The organism is Synechocystis sp. IPPAS B-1465, from assembly GCF_003015225.1.
Lineage (GTDB): Bacteria > Cyanobacteriota > Cyanobacteriia > Cyanobacteriales > Microcystaceae > Synechocystis.
Genome location: NZ_CP028094.1, coordinates 494784 through 512561 on the forward strand (window position 1 = coordinate 494784; position 17778 = coordinate 512561).

At 47.0% G+C, this 17778-nt stretch carries 13 protein-coding genes; 11 read left to right on the top strand and 2 right to left on the bottom strand.

Translation table 11 applies throughout. The features are described 5' to 3' along the window. Window positions 1-44 precede the first annotated feature (44 nt). From C7I86_RS02355 to sbcC, 5 genes are all read left to right on the top strand, one after another. Entirely contained in the window at window positions 45-836 is a 792-nt protein-coding gene (locus C7I86_RS02355) for an ABC transporter permease (protein ID WP_010871657.1), read from the top strand. 129 nt (window positions 837-965) lie between these two features. Then, window positions 966-1223 carry a TatA/E family twin arginine-targeting protein translocase gene (locus C7I86_RS02360; protein ID WP_041425909.1) on the top strand — a complete coding sequence of 86 codons (258 nt, stop codon included), beginning with the start codon at window positions 966-968 and terminating at the stop codon, window positions 1221-1223. A gap of 443 nt (window positions 1224-1666) precedes the next feature. Further along, on the top strand, window positions 1667-3061 hold the full coding sequence (locus C7I86_RS02365) for a sensor domain-containing diguanylate cyclase (RefSeq protein ID WP_010871659.1): 1395 nt from the start codon (window positions 1667-1669) through the stop codon (window positions 3059-3061). 61 nt (window positions 3062-3122) lie between these two features. Then, window positions 3123-3290 (top strand): hypothetical protein, encoded by a 168-nt coding sequence (locus C7I86_RS18700; RefSeq protein WP_158299069.1) that lies wholly within the window; start codon window positions 3123-3125, stop codon window positions 3288-3290. Window positions 3291-3292: 2 nt separating this feature from the next. Then, the gene (sbcC, locus tag C7I86_RS02370) at window positions 3293-6313 is read left to right on the top strand and encodes an exonuclease subunit SbcC (RefSeq protein ID WP_010871660.1); all 3021 of its coding nucleotides are present in this window, start codon (window positions 3293-3295) and stop codon (window positions 6311-6313) included. 81 nt (window positions 6314-6394) lie between these two features. On the opposite strand, the gene C7I86_RS02375 is transcribed toward sbcC, so the two are convergent. Next, the gene (locus C7I86_RS02375) at window positions 6395-7207 is read right to left on the bottom strand and encodes a pentapeptide repeat-containing protein (protein ID WP_010871661.1); all 813 of its coding nucleotides are present in this window, start codon (window positions 7205-7207) and stop codon (window positions 6395-6397) included. Window positions 7208-7258: 51 nt separating this feature from the next. On the opposite strand from C7I86_RS02375, the gene rpmF reads away from it, so the two are divergent. The 5 genes from rpmF to C7I86_RS02400 all read left to right on the top strand — a co-directional run bounded on the left by rpmF (window position 7259) and on the right by C7I86_RS02400 (window position 11376). After that, window positions 7259-7432 carry a 50S ribosomal protein L32 gene (rpmF, locus tag C7I86_RS02380; RefSeq protein ID WP_010871662.1) on the top strand — a complete coding sequence of 58 codons (174 nt, stop codon included), beginning with the start codon at window positions 7259-7261 and terminating at the stop codon, window positions 7430-7432. Between the two features lie 98 nt (window positions 7433-7530). Continuing rightward, window positions 7531-8964, top strand: coding sequence for a phospholipid carrier-dependent glycosyltransferase (locus C7I86_RS02385; protein ID WP_010871663.1), 1434 nt, complete (start codon window positions 7531-7533; stop codon window positions 8962-8964). 195 nt (window positions 8965-9159) lie between these two features. After that, window positions 9160-9936 carry an enoyl-ACP reductase FabI gene (gene fabI / locus C7I86_RS02390; RefSeq protein WP_014407072.1) on the top strand — a complete coding sequence of 259 codons (777 nt, stop codon included), beginning with the start codon at window positions 9160-9162 and terminating at the stop codon, window positions 9934-9936. Window positions 9937-9971: 35 nt separating this feature from the next. Next, window positions 9972-10484, top strand: coding sequence for a tetratricopeptide repeat protein (locus C7I86_RS02395; protein ID WP_010871665.1), 513 nt, complete (start codon window positions 9972-9974; stop codon window positions 10482-10484). Between the two features lie 88 nt (window positions 10485-10572). Next, window positions 10573-11376 carry a DUF2993 domain-containing protein gene (locus C7I86_RS02400; protein ID WP_010871666.1) on the top strand — a complete coding sequence of 268 codons (804 nt, stop codon included), beginning with the start codon at window positions 10573-10575 and terminating at the stop codon, window positions 11374-11376. A 92-nt stretch (window positions 11377-11468) separates the two neighbouring features. Here C7I86_RS02400 and C7I86_RS02405 read toward each other — a convergent pair whose 3' ends face one another. Continuing rightward, the gene (locus C7I86_RS02405) at window positions 11469-13244 is read right to left on the bottom strand and encodes a calcium-binding protein (RefSeq protein WP_010871667.1); all 1776 of its coding nucleotides are present in this window, start codon (window positions 13242-13244) and stop codon (window positions 11469-11471) included. Between the two features lie 487 nt (window positions 13245-13731). On the opposite strand from C7I86_RS02405, the gene C7I86_RS02415 reads away from it, so the two are divergent. Then, the gene (locus C7I86_RS02415) at window positions 13732-17727 is read left to right on the top strand and encodes a magnesium chelatase subunit H (protein WP_010871668.1); all 3996 of its coding nucleotides are present in this window, start codon (window positions 13732-13734) and stop codon (window positions 17725-17727) included. Window positions 17728-17778: the final 51 nt, after the last annotated feature.

The window sequence follows — 17778 nt, forward strand, 5'->3', positions numbered from 1 at the left end:
GAGTGGGGCCCACATGTCCCAGTCATTAATTATTGCAGTGAAGTATGTCGGATCGAGGCTCTCGCCACTCCCTCAGTCTTTGGTTCCAGCGTTTGGTTGCAGCCTTTTTTTTAACCGGCCAAGTTTTTTTGCACATTTTGCAAGGGCGCATTAATCGGCGCAATACCCTGGAGCAAATGAATATGGTCGGCCCCGAATCCATGGCGATCGCCTTGATTACTGCTGGTTTTGTGGGTATGGTGTTCACCATTCAAGTGGCGAGAGAATTTATTTACTATGGGGCCACCACGACCATTGGGGGAGTTTTATCCCTATCGTTAACTAGGGAATTGGCCCCGGTGCTGACAGCGGTGGTGATCGCCGGGCGGGTGGGGTCCGCCTTTGCGGCGGAAATTGGCACCATGCGGGTAACAGAACAATTGGATGCTCTGTATATGCTCAGGACAGATCCGATTGATTATTTGGTCGTTCCCCGGGTGATCGCCTGTGGATTAATGTTACCGATTTTGACCGGATTGTCTCTGTTTGTGGGCATGGCGGGAGGATTGGTAATTTCCTCCAGTCTTTATGCCATTAATCCAACCATTTTTTTAAACTCTGTGCAAAATTTCACCCAGCTATGGGATGTATTTGCTTGTTTGTTCAAATCTTTGGTATTTGGCGTCATCATCGCCATTATTGGTTGTAGTTGGGGCTTAACCACCACTGGGGGGGCCAAGGGAGTAGGCGAGTCCACCACCACTGCAGTGGTCACGTCCCTATTGGCCATTTTCATCAGCAACTTTTTCCTATCTTGGTTAATGTTTCAGGGGACGGGGGATACCGCCCTAGGCTAGAGGGCTATGGCATTGACCTTGGTTATGGGAGCCATAGCATCTCCGTGGGTTTCTGTGGGGACAAAGCTCTGCTACAGTCGGTTAAACGAATCTTTCTATCCCTCTAATCCCCTAACAGCACCCAATCCCATGAATATTTTCGGCATTGGCTTACCCGAACTAGGTTTAATCTTTGTTATTGCCCTATTGGTGTTTGGCCCTAAAAAATTACCAGAAGTGGGGCGCAGTTTGGGCAAAGCTCTGCGGGGATTCCAGGAAGCTTCCAAGGAATTTGAAACGGAACTGAAACGGGAAGCCCAAAATTTGGAAAAGTCAGTACAAATTAAGGCAGAACTAGAAGAAAGTAAAACCCCAGAGAGTAGCAGTAGCTCAGAAAAGGCCAGCTAACCCCTCCTTGGCGATCGCCAAGGAGGCAAGATTAGTTCATGGTGGGTTCCATTGACTTGATGGTGGTGCCCCTAACCGTCAATGGTTAAATGGTTGACTCCAAAGAATAGGCTATAGTTAATAGGTATGGAAACTGTCATCCCAGTTTTTTTCTACCCTGCTGAATTATTTAAACCCTTTTTTAAACATTTTTATCTTTACTAAGAGCGTGTTTGAAAAGCCCCCCTGGCCCCCCAAATTTGGGGGGAAACTAAGTCAAAGTCCCCCAGCATTGGGGGATTTAGGAGGCAGAATCAGACTTTATAAACAGGTTCTAACTAACGAAAATTTTAAATAAAAATAATACTTGGAGGAGAATAAAAGTTTTTAGTTTTAACCCCAAAAAACATAGCGCATCGGTTACCATCTGCTGATGGATAGATAGCTTGTCACACAAGAGTTCCATGCAAAATCTTTCCCTGCAAAAAGCACTTAAAAAGCCGGAAGTCAAAACTCTACTCCAGCAGTTGGGCGATTCCTTGGGGAAAAACTTTGCTATTTTTGACATCGGAGGTCACTGTCTTTGGGGCAAGGCCCAAGATTCCCAGCCAAAAGTTGATATTTATTGCCACCAAGTATTAATGGGGACCATAACTGGGGAATTTACTGAGCATTCCGCCGAGGCGATCGCCGCTATGCTAAGTTACATTGTGCAAACGGAGTATGAAAAAAAGCAGTTAGCCAAAGATACCCTACAAAAGTATGAAGAAGTAGTTTTTCTTTCACAATTTGCGAATGCTGTTGCCACCTGCACTGGGCTACAGGAGCTAATCGAAGTAATTAGGGCTGAGATTCGTCAAGTTATCAGTGTCGATGAAATATTTTTATATCTTTATGACCAAAGTCAGGATAGCCTAACTCCACTTTTGTATAAAACAGAAGAATCATTACAGAATTTTAAAGCAATTGAAAAAATTGTCGAGCGCGTTTTAAAGCTTAATCAAGTCGAAGTAATTGATGACATTCAAAATGACCAAGATTACCTCAATCAACCCTCTAAAATTCGCTCTTTACTTTGTTATTCTCTGACTGTCCAAAACTCAATTATTGGCGTTCTTGGTCTAGCTCACTACCAAGTCAAGCACTTTGATTCTAGTGACTTAAATCTTTTTTCCACCCTCACCGGCCAAGTAGCGGCAGCAATTCGTACTGCTCAATATTACGAAACCATCAAAAACTATTCCCAAACTCTAGAAATTAGGGTGAAGGAGCGTACCATGGAGTTGGAATTTGCCAAACAACAACTAGAGCAAGTTAACCAACGACTCAAACATTTAGCCATTTATGATGAACTAACCCAAATTCCCAATCGTCGCTATTTTACCAGTTACTTAGAACAGGAATGGCGACAATGTTTGCGGCAAAAATCTCCAATTTCCTTAATCTTATGCGACGTAGATTATTTCAAAAACTATAATGATCTCTATGGTCATCAGATGGGGGATAAATGTCTCCAAAGTGTGGCTAAAGTTATTCAAAATGCATTGAAACGTCCTTCCGATGTGCTCGCTCGCTATGGAGGTGAGGAATTTATTGTGATTTTGCCCTACACCGATCAATCAGGGGCTTACACCGTGGGCCAACGCATCCACCACTGCCTAGCCGAGGCACAGATTTCCCATGCCGATTCCCCTACGAGCCGTTACCTCACCATAAGTTTAGGGATTGGGACCACCGTGCCCCTATTGCATTATCATCCCAGTGATTTAATTAAAATTGCTGACCAGGCCCTCTATGCAGCCAAGGCGGCCGGGCGTAACCAAACGAAGCTGAAAACTTTATCTTTTCAATGTAGTTAGTTAAAATTGTGGGATCAAATATTAATTGGTAAGTTTTGATAATTAATTGACTAATTAGCCCATGAGTCTTGTTTTTTTAGTAGTATTTTTTCTGTTAACCAACGCTATCTTTACTAAGGTGTTGATCAGCTTGCCTGAATACTTGGTTAATCAGGGGGCAATGGTGGGGCGCTTTGCCGTACTAGGGTTAGTTGTTCTTTTGCTTAGTTGGACAATGGGGGATGATTGACTATGGTGCCCCAACAATTAATTTTAAAAAATTTCCTCAGTTATCAGGATGTGAGCCTGAACTTTCGGGGCCTGCATACGGCCTGTATCTGTGGGTCTAACGGTGCGGGTAAATCGTCTTTGTTGGAAGCAATCACTTGGGCAATTTGGGGCAAATGTCGGGCTGAAAGTGAGGATGATGTGCTCCATAACGGCACCGACCAAGTGAGAGTGGATTTTGAATTTATTAGTAATAACCAAACCTATCGAATTATTCGTAGTCGCCAACGGGGGCGCAGTAGTGTAACGGAATTTCAGATCAAAAGCGGTGATCATTTCCGCACCCTTTCCGCCAAAGGACTCAGGGCCACCCAAGAAAAAATCACCAACACCTTAAAGTTAGATTACGAAACTTTTGTCAATTCCGCCTATCTTCGCCAGGGAAGAGCCGATGAATTTATGCTACGTAAACCCAGTGAACGTAAGCAAATTCTGGCAGATTTATTAAAATTGGACCAGTATGAAATGTTGGCAACTAGGGCCAAAGATATTTCCAAAGAAGCCAAGGGTAAAATTAATATTCTCGATGAACGTTTACAAATCTTAGAGCAGGATTTAAATCAACGGCCGGATGTGGTAGCTAATCAAGCCAAACTAGTTGCAGAAATCACAGAAGTGCAAGCCCAACAACAACAGACACAATGGCAGTTACAACAGCTACAAACTAGTCAAAATCAACGTCAACAATGGCAAAAGCAAGCCGGATGGCAACAGCGACAGTGTCAGGAATTGACTACTGAGATTGCCAGGTTAGAAAACCAAAATGAAGAAATTAATCAGCAATGTCAAAAACTAAAATTACTCCTAGAGCAAGAAGCAGTTATTCAAGTTAATTTTCAGCGCTATCAAACCTTACAAAGCCAAGAAACAGAATTAGCTAAAGCTTTTCAGCAATATCAAAATTTGCAACAGCAACGACAGGATTTGGAGCAACAGTTGCAGCGTCAAGAAAATGAATTAGCGAGACAAACAGAGCAGCAGCTTCTGCGTTTGGAACATCTGGATAAGCAATTGGCCGAGTTACAACCTATTTTGGCTCAACAACAGGACATTGAAGCGGACTTAGATAAGTTAAAAATTGCCAAACAAAAACTAAGCCAGCTTGATAACCTTCAACATCAAGTTGCGCCCCTTTTACAACGACGTTCTGCCCTACAAGGGGATTTAGCTAGGGCCAGGGCCCAGTGTCAGGCTCAACTAGAACAACGCCAGGCGATCGCCAAACAATTACAGATAGCCATCGCTGCTATTCCTGAGCAAAGAAGGGCTTTTCAGGCTTTGGATGAGGAAATTTTCCAACTAAAAAATAAACAGGTTTATCTTAAACGAGTGGAAGAAAAAGGCCAGGAAAGGGGTCATTTCAAAGAACGACTCCAGGAAAATCAACGATTGTTTGAAAAACAGTTACGGGAATTAGAACAAAAACTGACCTTATTGGGCATTCCTGGGGCAACTTGTCCCCTATGTGAACAGGGTTTAGATGGCCACTACCACCAACAAGTGATTGAAAAAACTGAGCATCAATGTCAAGAACTACGCAATCAAATTTGGATTCTGAAGGAACAAATTACCCTTGCAGATCAAGAGCTAGCTATTCTCCGTAATGAATATAAAGAAATTGCCGATGGCTTAACTAATTTAGAACAATTGTTGCAACATTATGGACAAATGGAAGCAGAATTAGAAAAAAGTGGAGAAAACCATGAACAATTAGTGGAGTTAAATGAGCAAATTGCTGACTTAGAATTGAGCTTGACCGAAGGAAACTTTGCTGAATCTCTCCAATTAGAATTAGCGGCTCTAGAGCGAGAATTAACTAACTTAGCCTACGACGAACAAACCCATGCTTTGGCCCGCTCTACGGTGGATCAACTAAGAAAAGGGGAAATTCGCCAAGCTAAGTTGAAAGAAGCCCAAAGTAAATATCGACAATTAACAGGCGATCGCCCTGGTTTGGAGCAAAAATTACTGGCATTGCGTTCCCAATTGCAAAGTTTGGGCACCAGTTCTCCCCTCCGCCAACAATGGCAACAGGTGAGTACAGCTATATCCGAACTGAATTACAACAACGAAACCCATCAACAATTATTGGGAGAATTGCGACGTCAACAACCTTGGCAGTTAAAGCATCAGGAGCTAGAACAAGCCCGGCAACAATTACCAATCCTAATACAACGGGGCCAGGAATACCAAGATCTAATTGGCGATCGCCAGCGCGCCCTAGAGGAAAGACAAGGAGAATTGGCCCAGTTAGAAGAACAGATTCGCCAGTATGCAGACCATGGGGAACAAATTAAATTGTTGGAGCAAGAATTAGCACAAAGAAGGCAACAACTGGATAATTTGCTGGCAAAAAAAGGTGGTTTGGAGCAGTTATTAATTCAGATTGATACTTTACAGGGAGAATATGAAGAAACAAAACAGCAATTTGACCAGGCTAAAAAACAATTTCGCATTCATCAAGAATTGGGTAAAGCCTTTGGCAAAGATGGTATTCAGGTAATGATTATTGAAAACATTCTGCCCCAGTTAGAAGCAGAAACCAATTACATTCTGGCAAGATTAACCGGGAATCAACACCATATCCAATTTGTCACCCAAAAGGAGGGTAAAAGTAGCACCAAAAACAAACCAAAAATGATTAATACCCTAGATATTCTCATTGCTGATGCCCAGGGTACCCGTCCCTATGAAACCTATTCTGGTGGAGAAGCTTTTCGGATTAATTTTTCCATTCGTTTAGCCCTAGCTAAATTATTGGCTCAACGGTCTGGCACTGCTTTACAGTTACTAATTATTGATGAAGGTTTTGGTACCCAGGATGCGGACGGTTGCGATCGCCTGGTGGCTGCCATCACTGCCATTGCTTCAGATTTTGCTTGTATTCTCACTGTCACCCACATGCCCCAGTTTAGGGAAGCCTTTCAACAGCGCATTGAAGTGAATAAGACCGAGTTTGGTTCCCAATTGGCCATTGTTAGCTAGATTAAATCGGTATTTTTTCTGTTTATACTTAATTTTATCAGGAAAATTTTTTAAATTTGGAAACGACAGAAAGTATGAAAACTAACTATGCTTAGTGCCATCGGGGAGAATAGTTCCCGTCAACTTAGCGGCCGTTAGTTTGACCATAATTCGATTACCTGCGCCAATTTTGGCTCCCTGTAAATTAGCTCCACTCAGATCCGCCCCACTTAAATCTGCTCCTACCAGATTAGCTTCCTGCAAATTAGCTCCCCGCAGATTAGCTTCCAACAAATTGGCCCGGAAAAGATTAGCCCGAAAAAGATTGGCATTTTCCAAATTAACTTGGTGTAAAAAACTGTCGCTCAAATCTGCATTACTTAGATTGGCAGACACCATTTTCCGTCCTGACAAATCCTTCTCTTTTAAATTAGCCCAACGCAAATCTGCCCCGGTTAAGTCCCGATAGTAGGGTCGATTGTGGTTTTCTTGGTGATGGTGCTGGGAACTGGAACTGTGGTTGTGGTTGGTCTGGTGATGATGGTGATGGGATTGAGGTGGACGATCGCCGGGGGGCGGGTAAGGTGGAGGAGATGTGGCCTTGGGCTTGGATTTGGGTTTAGCTTTGGGAGCTTTGCTGGTCTGGTCCTTTTTAGGAATCTGGGAAGTTTTAGCGCTTAACTCCAGCTCCAATAATTCCTTGAGGCGATCGCGGGCTTGGTTAATTTCTTTGAGTTTCCTGGCCGCTTTGGCCAATAGGCGGGGATTGTCCCTGGGCAGGCGATCGGGGTGCCAAACAAAGGCTAAATCTCGATAGGCTTCATTGATTTCCTCCAGACTAGCCCCTACCTCTAGCCCCAGGATTTCGTAATAGTGGGAAAACTCTTGCATAATCACCGCTGTGCAATGGCCCACCTAAAAGCGTAATATAGAAAGGTTGTCAATTTTTAAGATCCCAGAGAAGTCATGGCAGTTCCCAAGAAGAAAACCTCCAAAGCAAAACGTGATCAACGCCGGGCCCACTGGCGCAGACAAGCTTCCTCCCAAGCGCAAAAGGCTTTGTCCCTCGGCAAATCCATTTTATCTGGCCGTTCTACTTTCCTCTATCCCCCCGCAGAAGAAGAAGGGGAAGAAGAGTAAAGATAAATTGTCAGTTAGCCGAATTTAGCATCAAGGTGAGGGGCGATCGCCAAGGACAAAACGGTTTTGGGAAAAATAATTGAATTGATTGAACTTCAATGCTTAACCAGTTCCCGAAGCTTCGCCTAACTCCCTTCACAACGGGCATTGTTGCTATTTTTCTGTTTTCCCTGGTTATACGATTTTGGAACCTGGGACAATTTAACCAATTAGTTTTCGATGAAGTTTACTACGCCAAATTTGCCAGTGACTATTGGTTAGGCAACGATTTTTTTCCCTCCCATCCGCCCCTGAGCCATTACCTAATTGCATTGGCCATGGGGTTGGGGCAGGTTTTTCCCGTTAATCCAGAACAAGTCAACGATCTGACGGGGGCTGTACGTTCCACCTGGAGTTACCGCTGGCTCAATGCCCTCACCGGGGCCACCATTCCCCTGCTCCTAGGGGCGATCGCCTACCTTTTAACCCAACGGCGACTGGTAACCCTGCTGACCATGGGCCTAGTGGCCTTGGATGGTCTGTTTTTGGTGGAATCCCGCTATGCATTGAATAACATTTATCTAGTTTTTTTTGGGCTCCTGGGACAAGCCTTGGTTTTGTGGCATCTACGCCAAGAGAAACTTTGGCAATTAATTCTAGGGGGCATTAGTTTAGCCTGCGCCGGAAGCGTCAAATGGAACGGTTTTGCTTTTTTATTGGGTGTTTATCTCCTCTGGGCGATCGCCTGGGTTAAACCTTTCTTCAACCAGGGTTGGACAAAGGGGGAAAGACAAGCAAATTCACTGCAACTATTGGATAGGGATGGAGAGAATAATCAAGGTTTTCTCTCCCGCTGGTTGATTATTTCCCCGCTGAAATTTGCGATCTGGTTGGTGCTAGTACCCGTTATTACCTACAGCGTCATTTGGATTCCCCATTTGTTAATGAATGGAGAATATGCCTCCCTAGAAGGTTTTTGGCGCATTCAACGGGAAACTTGGCAGTACCATCGTCGGGTGGGAAATAGCCCTGACATTCACCCCTATTGTTCCCCTTGGTATAGCTGGCTGTTGATGGCAAGACCGATCGCCTATTTTTACCAAAAATCCGGCCAGTTTGGCTTAATTAATGATGTCCACGCCATGGCTAACCCAATTTTGCTCTGGTTTTCCACCGGGGCCATGGCATTACTAACAGGCACTGTTATTTGGCAAAAAATACGTCAATTTTCCTCCCAGACCATCAATGCACCTTTGCGGGGGATAACCCTTTATATTGAGGTCAATTACGCCGTCAATCTACTGCCTTGGTTGGGCATTAGTCGTTGCACTTTTTTTTACCACTACCTACCCGCCTACGCCTTTAGTATTTTAGCCCTCGCTTTAATCCTAGAAACTTTACTGGACAGTCCCCGGCACAGTCATAACGTCATTGCTTGGGCAGTTTTAACCCTAGTGGCGATAGCCTTTTGGTATTGGTTGCCTGTTTTCTTGGGATTACCATTGACTCCTAGGGGCTTTGCCCTGCGGATGCTATTTCCCAGTTGGATTTGAAGCAAAGACAATCCTTCCAAATAAAATCGGCACGGTCTCAGATTCAGGCCGAAATGGATTGACTGGGACAGTTGGCTTCACCCCGATGGCTTCTTGGAAGTACGGACTGGGGGGTATATTGAAAAGTTGGGGTTGATGGCTCCCCAGACTAATTTTTCAGCAACTACCATTTTGAGCACTCCCAGGGAAAATTCTATGTTAGATCTCAGCGGCAAGCACGCCTTTGTTACCGGCATCGCCAATAATCGCTCCATTGCCTGGGGCATTGCCCAACAACTACACCAGGCCGGGGCTGAAATTGGCGTTAGTTATCTTCCAGATGAGAAAGGCAGATTTGAAAAGAAAGTGCGGGAGTTGACCGAGCCTTTGCATCCTACCCTCGTCTTGCCGGGGGACGTACAGGACGATGCCCAGGTGGATGCCCTGTTCCATAGCGTTAAGGAAAAATGGGGCAAACTCGATATTTTGATCCATTGCTTAGCCTTTGCCGACAAGTCCGGTTTGACGGGGAATTATACCGATATTCCCAAGGAAGCCTTTAGTCAAGCAATGGAAATTAGCACCTATTCCCTGGGGCGTTTGGCTCGGGGGGCAAAACCCTTGATGACCAATGGCGGTAGCATCATTACCCTGACTTACTTTGGCGGCGTGAAGGTTATTCCCAACTACAACCTGATGGGGGTGGCGAAGGCCGGTCTGGAAATGACTGTGCGTTATCTGGCCGCAGAATTGGGGCCCCAAAATATTCGTGTTAATGGTATTTCCGCTGGCCCCATCCGGACCCTGGCTTCTTCGGCGGTGGGGGGCATTTTGGATATGATTCACCATGTGGAAGAGGTGGCACCACTAAAGCGTACCGTCACCCAAACGGAAGTGGGGAATACAGCGGCTTTCCTGGCCAGTGACCTTTCCAGTGGCATTACCGGACAAATTATCTACGTCGATTCTGGCTATGAAATTATGGGTATGTAATGGTGAAGATTAAACGAGAAAAATAGTTCTTTGCCATGGGATCCGAGTATCAAGGCCAATTTGAGCAAAAATTTGAGGAAGGAAAGGCCGCTTTCGACCGGGGACGTTACCGCCAAAGTATTAGTCTTTTTGAGGAAGCGGTGAAGCTTTCGGCTGGGGCATCCCGTCGGGGCGGCGAAGCTCAGTTGTGGTTGGCCATGGCCCACCAAGCCAGCGGAGATCTGCCCACTGCCAAACAAATTTGCCGTAAATTGGTGCGCCATCCCCATCCTGAGTGCCGCAAGCAGGGGCAACAGGTGCTGGAAATTTTGCAAGCCCCCCAATTAACCAGGCCCAAGGAATGGTTGACTCCGATCCCGGATTTAACCGACCAGGAAAATACCAAACCCACTACTCCCCGCATGGCCCGTCGCCGTCGTCGTCTGCCGGAGCCTACCCCCATTCAGTTTGAAGATACCCGGAAAATGAATACCAAGGACAATGGTTTCATCTTTGCGGCGATCGCCTTTTTGGCAGTGTTGCTGGGGTTTACCTATTGGTTAAGTTAATAAAGTCGCCGGTGGTGGTTGCCATTTGTTACTAGTTTGCTAAAAAGCCAGTAAACTAGGCGAGAAATAATCATCCCCCACGATTGCTATGGAATGGTTCGCCATTGCCCTGTCTACTTTTCTCACTTTCCTGGCCCCAGTTAACTTCATTAGTGATCAGGTCATAGCCAATCAAATTCGCCAGCGGGTCCATGGGGTGGAAGACCTATCGGTGCGGGTGGACAATGCCCCCAACTACCAACTAATCCAGGGCAAAATCCAACGGGTACGCCTGGCCAGTCGGGGTTTGGAAATTGTGCCCAGTCTACGGATTCAACAGGTGCAATTGGAAACCGATCCCATCGACGTGGATTTGCAAGCTCTGCGGGAAAATCGCAACCTACCGGGATTGAGGCAAGCTCTACGGCAACCATTGCAAGGGGCGGCGGAACTGGTGCTCACGGAAGCTGATGTCAATAAGGCTTTGCAAAATGCCACTGTTAAAGAGCGGTTACAAAAACAAATTGACCAACGGGTGCCGGCTGATGTACCCCGCTTTCAACTGCTCAGCGCCCAGGTGGATTTCCTCCCAGACGATCGCCTAGGCATTAATTTAGAACTGGGGCAACAGTTGGAACCCAATGCTGAACTAGAAAAATTAGTCATTACCATCGAAACTGGCATCTCGATCCAAAACGGCGATCGCCTAACCCTGGTGGACCCCAGTGCCATTCTTAACGGCCGCCGCATTAATACCAATATTCTCAACAGCATCATTGGTAGTTTTAGTGATAATCTCAGCCTGAAAAGATTGGAAAATCGGGGCATCACCGCCAGAATTTTACGGTACGACATCACCGCTGATGAGTTCAGTTTCAGCGCCTTTGGCAGTATTGCTCCAGCAAAAGAATAAAAAAATGCCCCCAATACAGTGGATTAGGGGCAAAGATGGTTTACTTTGTGCATTACTGGTCTAATTCATTCCTGATCGAAGACTAATTGGGCCTAGGCGGTCGGAGTCGTAAAATCGTTAATTGTCAATTTACCACCAGTGTAGTTTTGGAGTTCGATAAAGGCATCGGTGTTGGGATTGAAGCCAAACGAGCCATTATTGATAGCCACAAAGGTGCGTGCCCCTGATCCACTGCCTACTGTGATTTGAGCAGCGTCGTATTGCCCCAGGGTTGCCAAACCAAGCACTGTTGCTCCTAGTCCAAGGATGCTGTTAACGCTCAGATGGCGAACCGCAGGAGAGAAGAAACCGTTGTTGGTGGGGGCAGATTGAACCAAGAACTTATCTTCACCACGAGTGAAATCGGTAATCACGTCAACCTTGGACAAATTAACGTTGAACCAGGAGAGGCCGAGCTGGGAATCCTTAAGATTGGTGTAGTCAAATAGGTCATTACCCATACCACCAGTCAAAATATCCTTATCGGCACCACCGATAATCAGATCATTGCCAGCACGGCCATTCAAAGTGTCATTGCCGTGACCGCCCATCAAAGTGTCATTTTTTTGGAAGCCAACTATGCTGTCATCGCCTTTACCGCCATCAAGAATGTTCTCTTGATCATCACCAATAATGATGTCATTCCCAATGGTACCGATAACGTTGTCAAAGTTGACCACCTTGACCAAACTTTGAGGAGAGCTTGCACCAGAAATCAAGATACTTTGCATGCCTAGGTCTACGTTGATAGTAATGCCTAGATCCGCACCAGAAAAGTCAATGGTGTTATTGTCCACACTGCCATCGGCGATGACTTCTTCGATGTTGAGGAGCGTATCTATGCCCAGGGATCCTAGAGGGCCTTTCTCAACGGTTAAAGTTAGATCACCAGCCCCTTTCAAGGTGATAGAACGAGGAAGAACAACCGGATCCTGTACAGTTCCATAATCCGCAGTATCAGTATCTGCACCACCGGGATCGGTACCACCGTCCAGGACGTCATTGCCGTCGCCACCATATAAAGTGTCATTTCCTAGGTCGCCGAATACGCTGTCATTTCCTAGATCACCGTATAAGCTGTCATTGTCTTGTCCACCCCTGACAATATCATTGCCTTGTCCACCCCTGACGGTATCATCGCCAACATTACCGTTCAGGGAATCCTCGCCCATATTACCGTTCAGTAAGTCATTTCCCTCACCTCCGGATATGGTGTCATTTCCCCCCAGACCACGTATGGTGTCATTTCCTCCTAGACCAGATAGGACGTTGTTTTCACCGTTACCGTCGATGATGTTGTCTAGGTCATTACCCTCACCTATGATGGCAGTCCCCGTCAGGGTTAGATTTTCAATGAAGGTGGGTGTTAACTCGGGCCTCGTCAGTGGCTCACTCAGAAACAAATATGCTGCATACTTAGTTGCACCTAGCGTGGCCAAAGCCGCTCCATTGTTTACCAACCCATTGATGGCAGGCAAGTAGAACGGCCCAGTATTTAGAGAATAATCCACAGACGATATAACGGAGTCCATGCCACCACCAGCACTCGCCTCACCGACCTTGTCGCCCGTATTATCAACGTAGTAAGTGTCGTCACCTGAACCGCCGAACATAATATCAGCGCCTGTGCCACCATCCAGGATGTCATCCCCTCCTAACCCGACAAGAATATCATTTCCTGCTTTGCCGTTGATGACATCATCTATATCACTATCGACAAACGGAGGAGACAATGATAAGTCAATCGATCCAATCAAGGCTGGCCTGAAATCAAAAAGACCGGCGAATGTATTGTTGTCGTTGCCATTCGTTCCGTTAATGAGAGCCATAGTACTTAACCTCTAGTAGTGAAATAAACTGTAGAGCAGAAAAAAATATAGTGCTCGATCGCCGAGCATTGTGTAGTTTAGGATTGCGGCGGGTGACTGAGTCTAGGTTGGGACGAAAGCCTCAAGTCAAGGGATATTTAGTATTTTCCAGATGAACCAGTAGAGTTTGACATCCACTTTCGGTGTTCATACTTAAATCCTACACTGGGTTGATTGATTTAAGTGCTAAGAAATGCTTAAGACTTTCAATTTTATGTTAATTTTTATGTTCTTTAAGTTGAGCTTTGTAAACTTAGGTTTTTTATTCACCGATCAGCTCGCCAAAAATTGTGCGGTGCAAAGATGGATTTCCCGGCGATCGCCACTGTTTAATTTCAGGTTCAAAGCCAGGAATGCCCCCACTGCCTCGAATTTTCTGCTAGAAATACCTAGGGGCCTGTTGCAAAAATCCCTTTAAAATCGAACCCTTTAGGAGAACACCACTTATATGTTTACTAACGTCAAGTCCACCATCCGCCGTGTTGATCCCGAAGCGTTGAATGGACGCCAGCTACTCAAGGTGGTTTATGTGGTCTTGGAATCCCAGTATCAGAGCGCTTTGTCGGCGGCCGTTAGAAACATTAACCGTACCAACTCCAGCCTGGCCATTCAGTTAACGGGCTATTTGATCGAGGAGTTGCGGGACCCGGAAAATTACGCCAACTTTAAACATGACGTCAGCGAAGCTAATCTCTTCATTGCTTCCCTGATTTTTATTGAAGATCTGGCCGATAAGGTGGTGGAAGCGGTAACTCCCTATCGGGACAATTTGGATGCGGCGATCGTGTTCCCCTCCATGCCCCAGGTGATGCGCCTGAACAAAATGGGTTCCTTTTCCATGGCGCAATTGGGCCAGTCCAAAAGTGCGATCGCCCAGTTCATGAAAAAGCGCAAGGAAAACAGCAGTGGTGCTGGCTTCCAGGATGCGATGTTGAAACTGTTGCGGACCCTGCCCACGGTGTTGAAATATTTGCCGGTGGAAAAGGCCCAGGATGCCCGTAATTTTATGCTCAGCTTCCAGTATTGGTTGGGAGGCTCCCAGGAGAACTTGGAAAACTTCCTGCTGATGCTGACCGACAAGTATGTTTATCCTGATTTGGGCTTGGATAAACTGGTCAACTACCAGGAGCCAGTGGTCTATCCCGATATGGGCATTTGGCATCCCCTGTCCATGCAGATGTTTGAAAACGTGAAGGATTACCTGGAGTGGTATAACCAACGTCCCGACATCAGCGAAGATCTCAAAGATCCTTTAGCCCCCTGCATTGGTCTGATTATGCAACGCACCCACCTCGTCACCGGGGATGATGCCCATTACGTTGGCATGGTGCAGGAATTGGAAGCCATGGGGGCCCGAGTGATCTGCGTGTTCTCCGGCGGTTTAGATTTCTCCAAGCCTGTCAACGAATATTTCTGGGATAAATCCGTTAACGGTGTGGAACCCCTGCCCATTGTGGATGCGGTGGTTTCGTTAACTGGTTTTGCTCTGGTGGGTGGCCCCGCTCGTCAAGATCATCCCCGTGCCATTGAATCCCTGAAAAAGCTCAACCGTCCCTATATGTGCGCCCTGCCCCTGGTGTTCCAAACCACAGAGGAGTGGGAAGCCAGCGATTTAGGTTTACACCCCATCCAAGTGGCGTTACAAATTGCCATTCCTGAACTGGACGGGGCGATCGAACCGATTATTCTTTCCGGTCGGGATGGTTCCACCGGTCGGGCCATTGCTCTCCAAGACCGCCTAGAGGCGATCGCCCAGCGGGCCATGAAGTGGGCTAATTTACGCAAAAAACCTAAGCTGGATAAAAAAGTTGCCATTACCGTATTCAGTTTCCCCCCCGATAAAGGCAATGTGGGCACAGCGGCCTATCTGGACGTGTTTGGCTCCATCTATGAAGTGATGAAAGGCCTCCAGGGCAACGGCTACGATGTGCAAGATTTACCCGGTTCCGCCAAGGAATTAATGGAAGCGGTCATCCACGATGCCCAAGCCCAATACAACAGCCCAGAATTAAACATCGCCCATCGCATGTCGGTGGAGCAGTATGAACGCCTGACCCCCTACTCGGTGCGGTTGGAGGAAAATTGGGGCAAACCCCCCGGACATCTGAACAGCGACGGGCAAAATTTACTGATCTACGGTAAGGAATTCGGTAACGTCTTCATCGGTGTACAACCCACCTTTGGTTACGAAGGGGACCCCATGCGCTTGCTATTCTCCCGTTCCGCCAGTCCCCATCACGGTTTTGCCGCTTACTACACCTATTTGAACCACATTTGGAAAGCCGATGCGGTATTACATTTCGGCACCCACGGTTCTTTGGAATTTATGCCCGGTAAACAGATGGGCATGTCCGGGGAATGCTATCCCGATAATTTGATTGGCACCATTCCCAACTTGTACTACTACGCCGCCAACAATCCTTCTGAAGCTACCATCGCCAAACGGCGGGGTTATGCGTCCACCATTTCCTACTTGACCCCTCCCGCAGAAAATGCCGGTTTATACAAAGGTTTGCAGGAGTTAAACGAGCTAATTGGCTCCTACCAAACCCTGAAGGATTCCGGCCGGGGCATCCAGATTGTTAATACCATCATGGACCAGGCCCGCATCTGTAACCTTGACCAAGATGTCAATTTGCCCGACATCAACGCCGAGGAAATGGATCAAGGTCAGCGGGATACCATTGTCGGTTCCGTTTACCGCAAGCTGATGGAAATTGAGTCTAGGCTCCTGCCCTGTGGTCTCCATGTCATTGGCCAGCCCCCAAGCGCCGAAGAGGCGATCGCCACCCTGGTAAACATTGCCAGTTTGGACCGGGAAGATGAAGGCATTTGGGCTTTGCCTACCCTGATTGCGGAAAGCATCGGGCGCAATATGGAGGAAATTTACCGCAACAGTGACAAGGGGATTTTGGCCGACGTGGAATTGTTGCAAGACATTACCCTAGCTACCAGGGCTGCTGTGGCCGCTCTGGTACAGGAACAAATTAATGCCGACGGTCGAGTTTCCTTTGTTTCCAAGCTGAACTTCTTCAAAATTGGCAAAAAAGCTCCCTGGGTCAAATCCCTCTGCGATTCCGGCTACCCCAACGTCAATGAAGAAAAACTCAAACCCCTGTTTGAATACCTGGAATTCTGTTTGGAACAGGTTTGTGCCGACAACGAATTTGGTGGCCTACTCCAAGCCCTGGAAGGGGAATACGTCCTGCCCGGCCCTGGTGGCGACCCCATCCGTAACCCCAATGTGTTGCCCACAGGAAAAAATATCCACGCCCTCGATCCCCAATCCATCCCCACCCTGGCCGCTGTCCAATCCGCCAAAGTAGTGGTCGATCGCCTGTTGGAACGGCAACGCGCCGAAAATGGTGGTAATTATCCCGAAACCATTGCTTCTGTGCTCTGGGGTACGGATAACATCAAAACCTACGGCGAATCCCTGGCCCAAATTATGTGGATGGTGGGAGCCAAACCCGTCCCCGATGCCCTCGGTCGGGTAAATAAAATCGAACTGGTGCCCCTGGAAGAACTGGGTCGCCCCCGCATTGACGTGGTGGTGAATTGTTCCGGGGTATTCCGGGATCTGTTTATTAACCAAATGAACCTGTTGGATCAAGCGGTGAAACTAGCCGCCGAAGCCGATGAACCCCTGGAAATGAACTTCGTTCGTAAGCACGCCCTGGAACAGGCAGAAGAGATGGGCATTGGCGTAAGGGAAGCGGCCACCCGGATTTTCTCCAACGCCTCCGGTTCCTATTCTTCCAACGTCAACTTAGCGGTAGAAAACAGCAGTTGGGAAGATGAGTCGGAATTGCAGGAAATGTACCTCAAACGCAAGTCCTTCGCTTTCAACTCCGATAACCCCGGCATGATGGACCAAAATCGGGATATGTTCGAGCGGGCTTTGAAAACCGCCGATGCCACATTCCAGAACTTGGATTCCTCGGAAATTAGCCTCACCGACGTATCCCACTACTTCGACTCCGACCCCACCAAGTTAATTTCCACCCTGCGGGATGACGGCAAAGCCCCCGCCGCTTACATTGCCGACACCACCACCGCCAACGCTCAGGTACGTACCCTATCGGAAACGGTGCGCCTTGATGCCCGCACGAAATTGCTCAATCCCAAATGGTACGAAGGGATGCTTTCCCATGGCTACGAAGGGGTGCGGGAACTATCCAAACGGTTAGTCAATACCATGGGCTGGAGTGCCACTGCCGGCGCAGTGGATAACTGGGTTTATGAGGATGCCAACAGCACCTTCATCAAAGATGAGGAAATGTGCAAACGGTTAATGGACTTAAACCCCAACTCTTTCCGCCGCATGGTCAGCACTTTGTTGGAAGTCAATGGCCGCGGCTATTGGGAGACTTCTGATGAAAACTTGGAACGGCTACAGGAACTTTATCAAGAAGTGGAAGACCGCATTGAAGGGGTTGAATAACTTCTAAAATCCTGAACTAAGATATAGGGGTGGGCTAGGCTCACCTTTTTT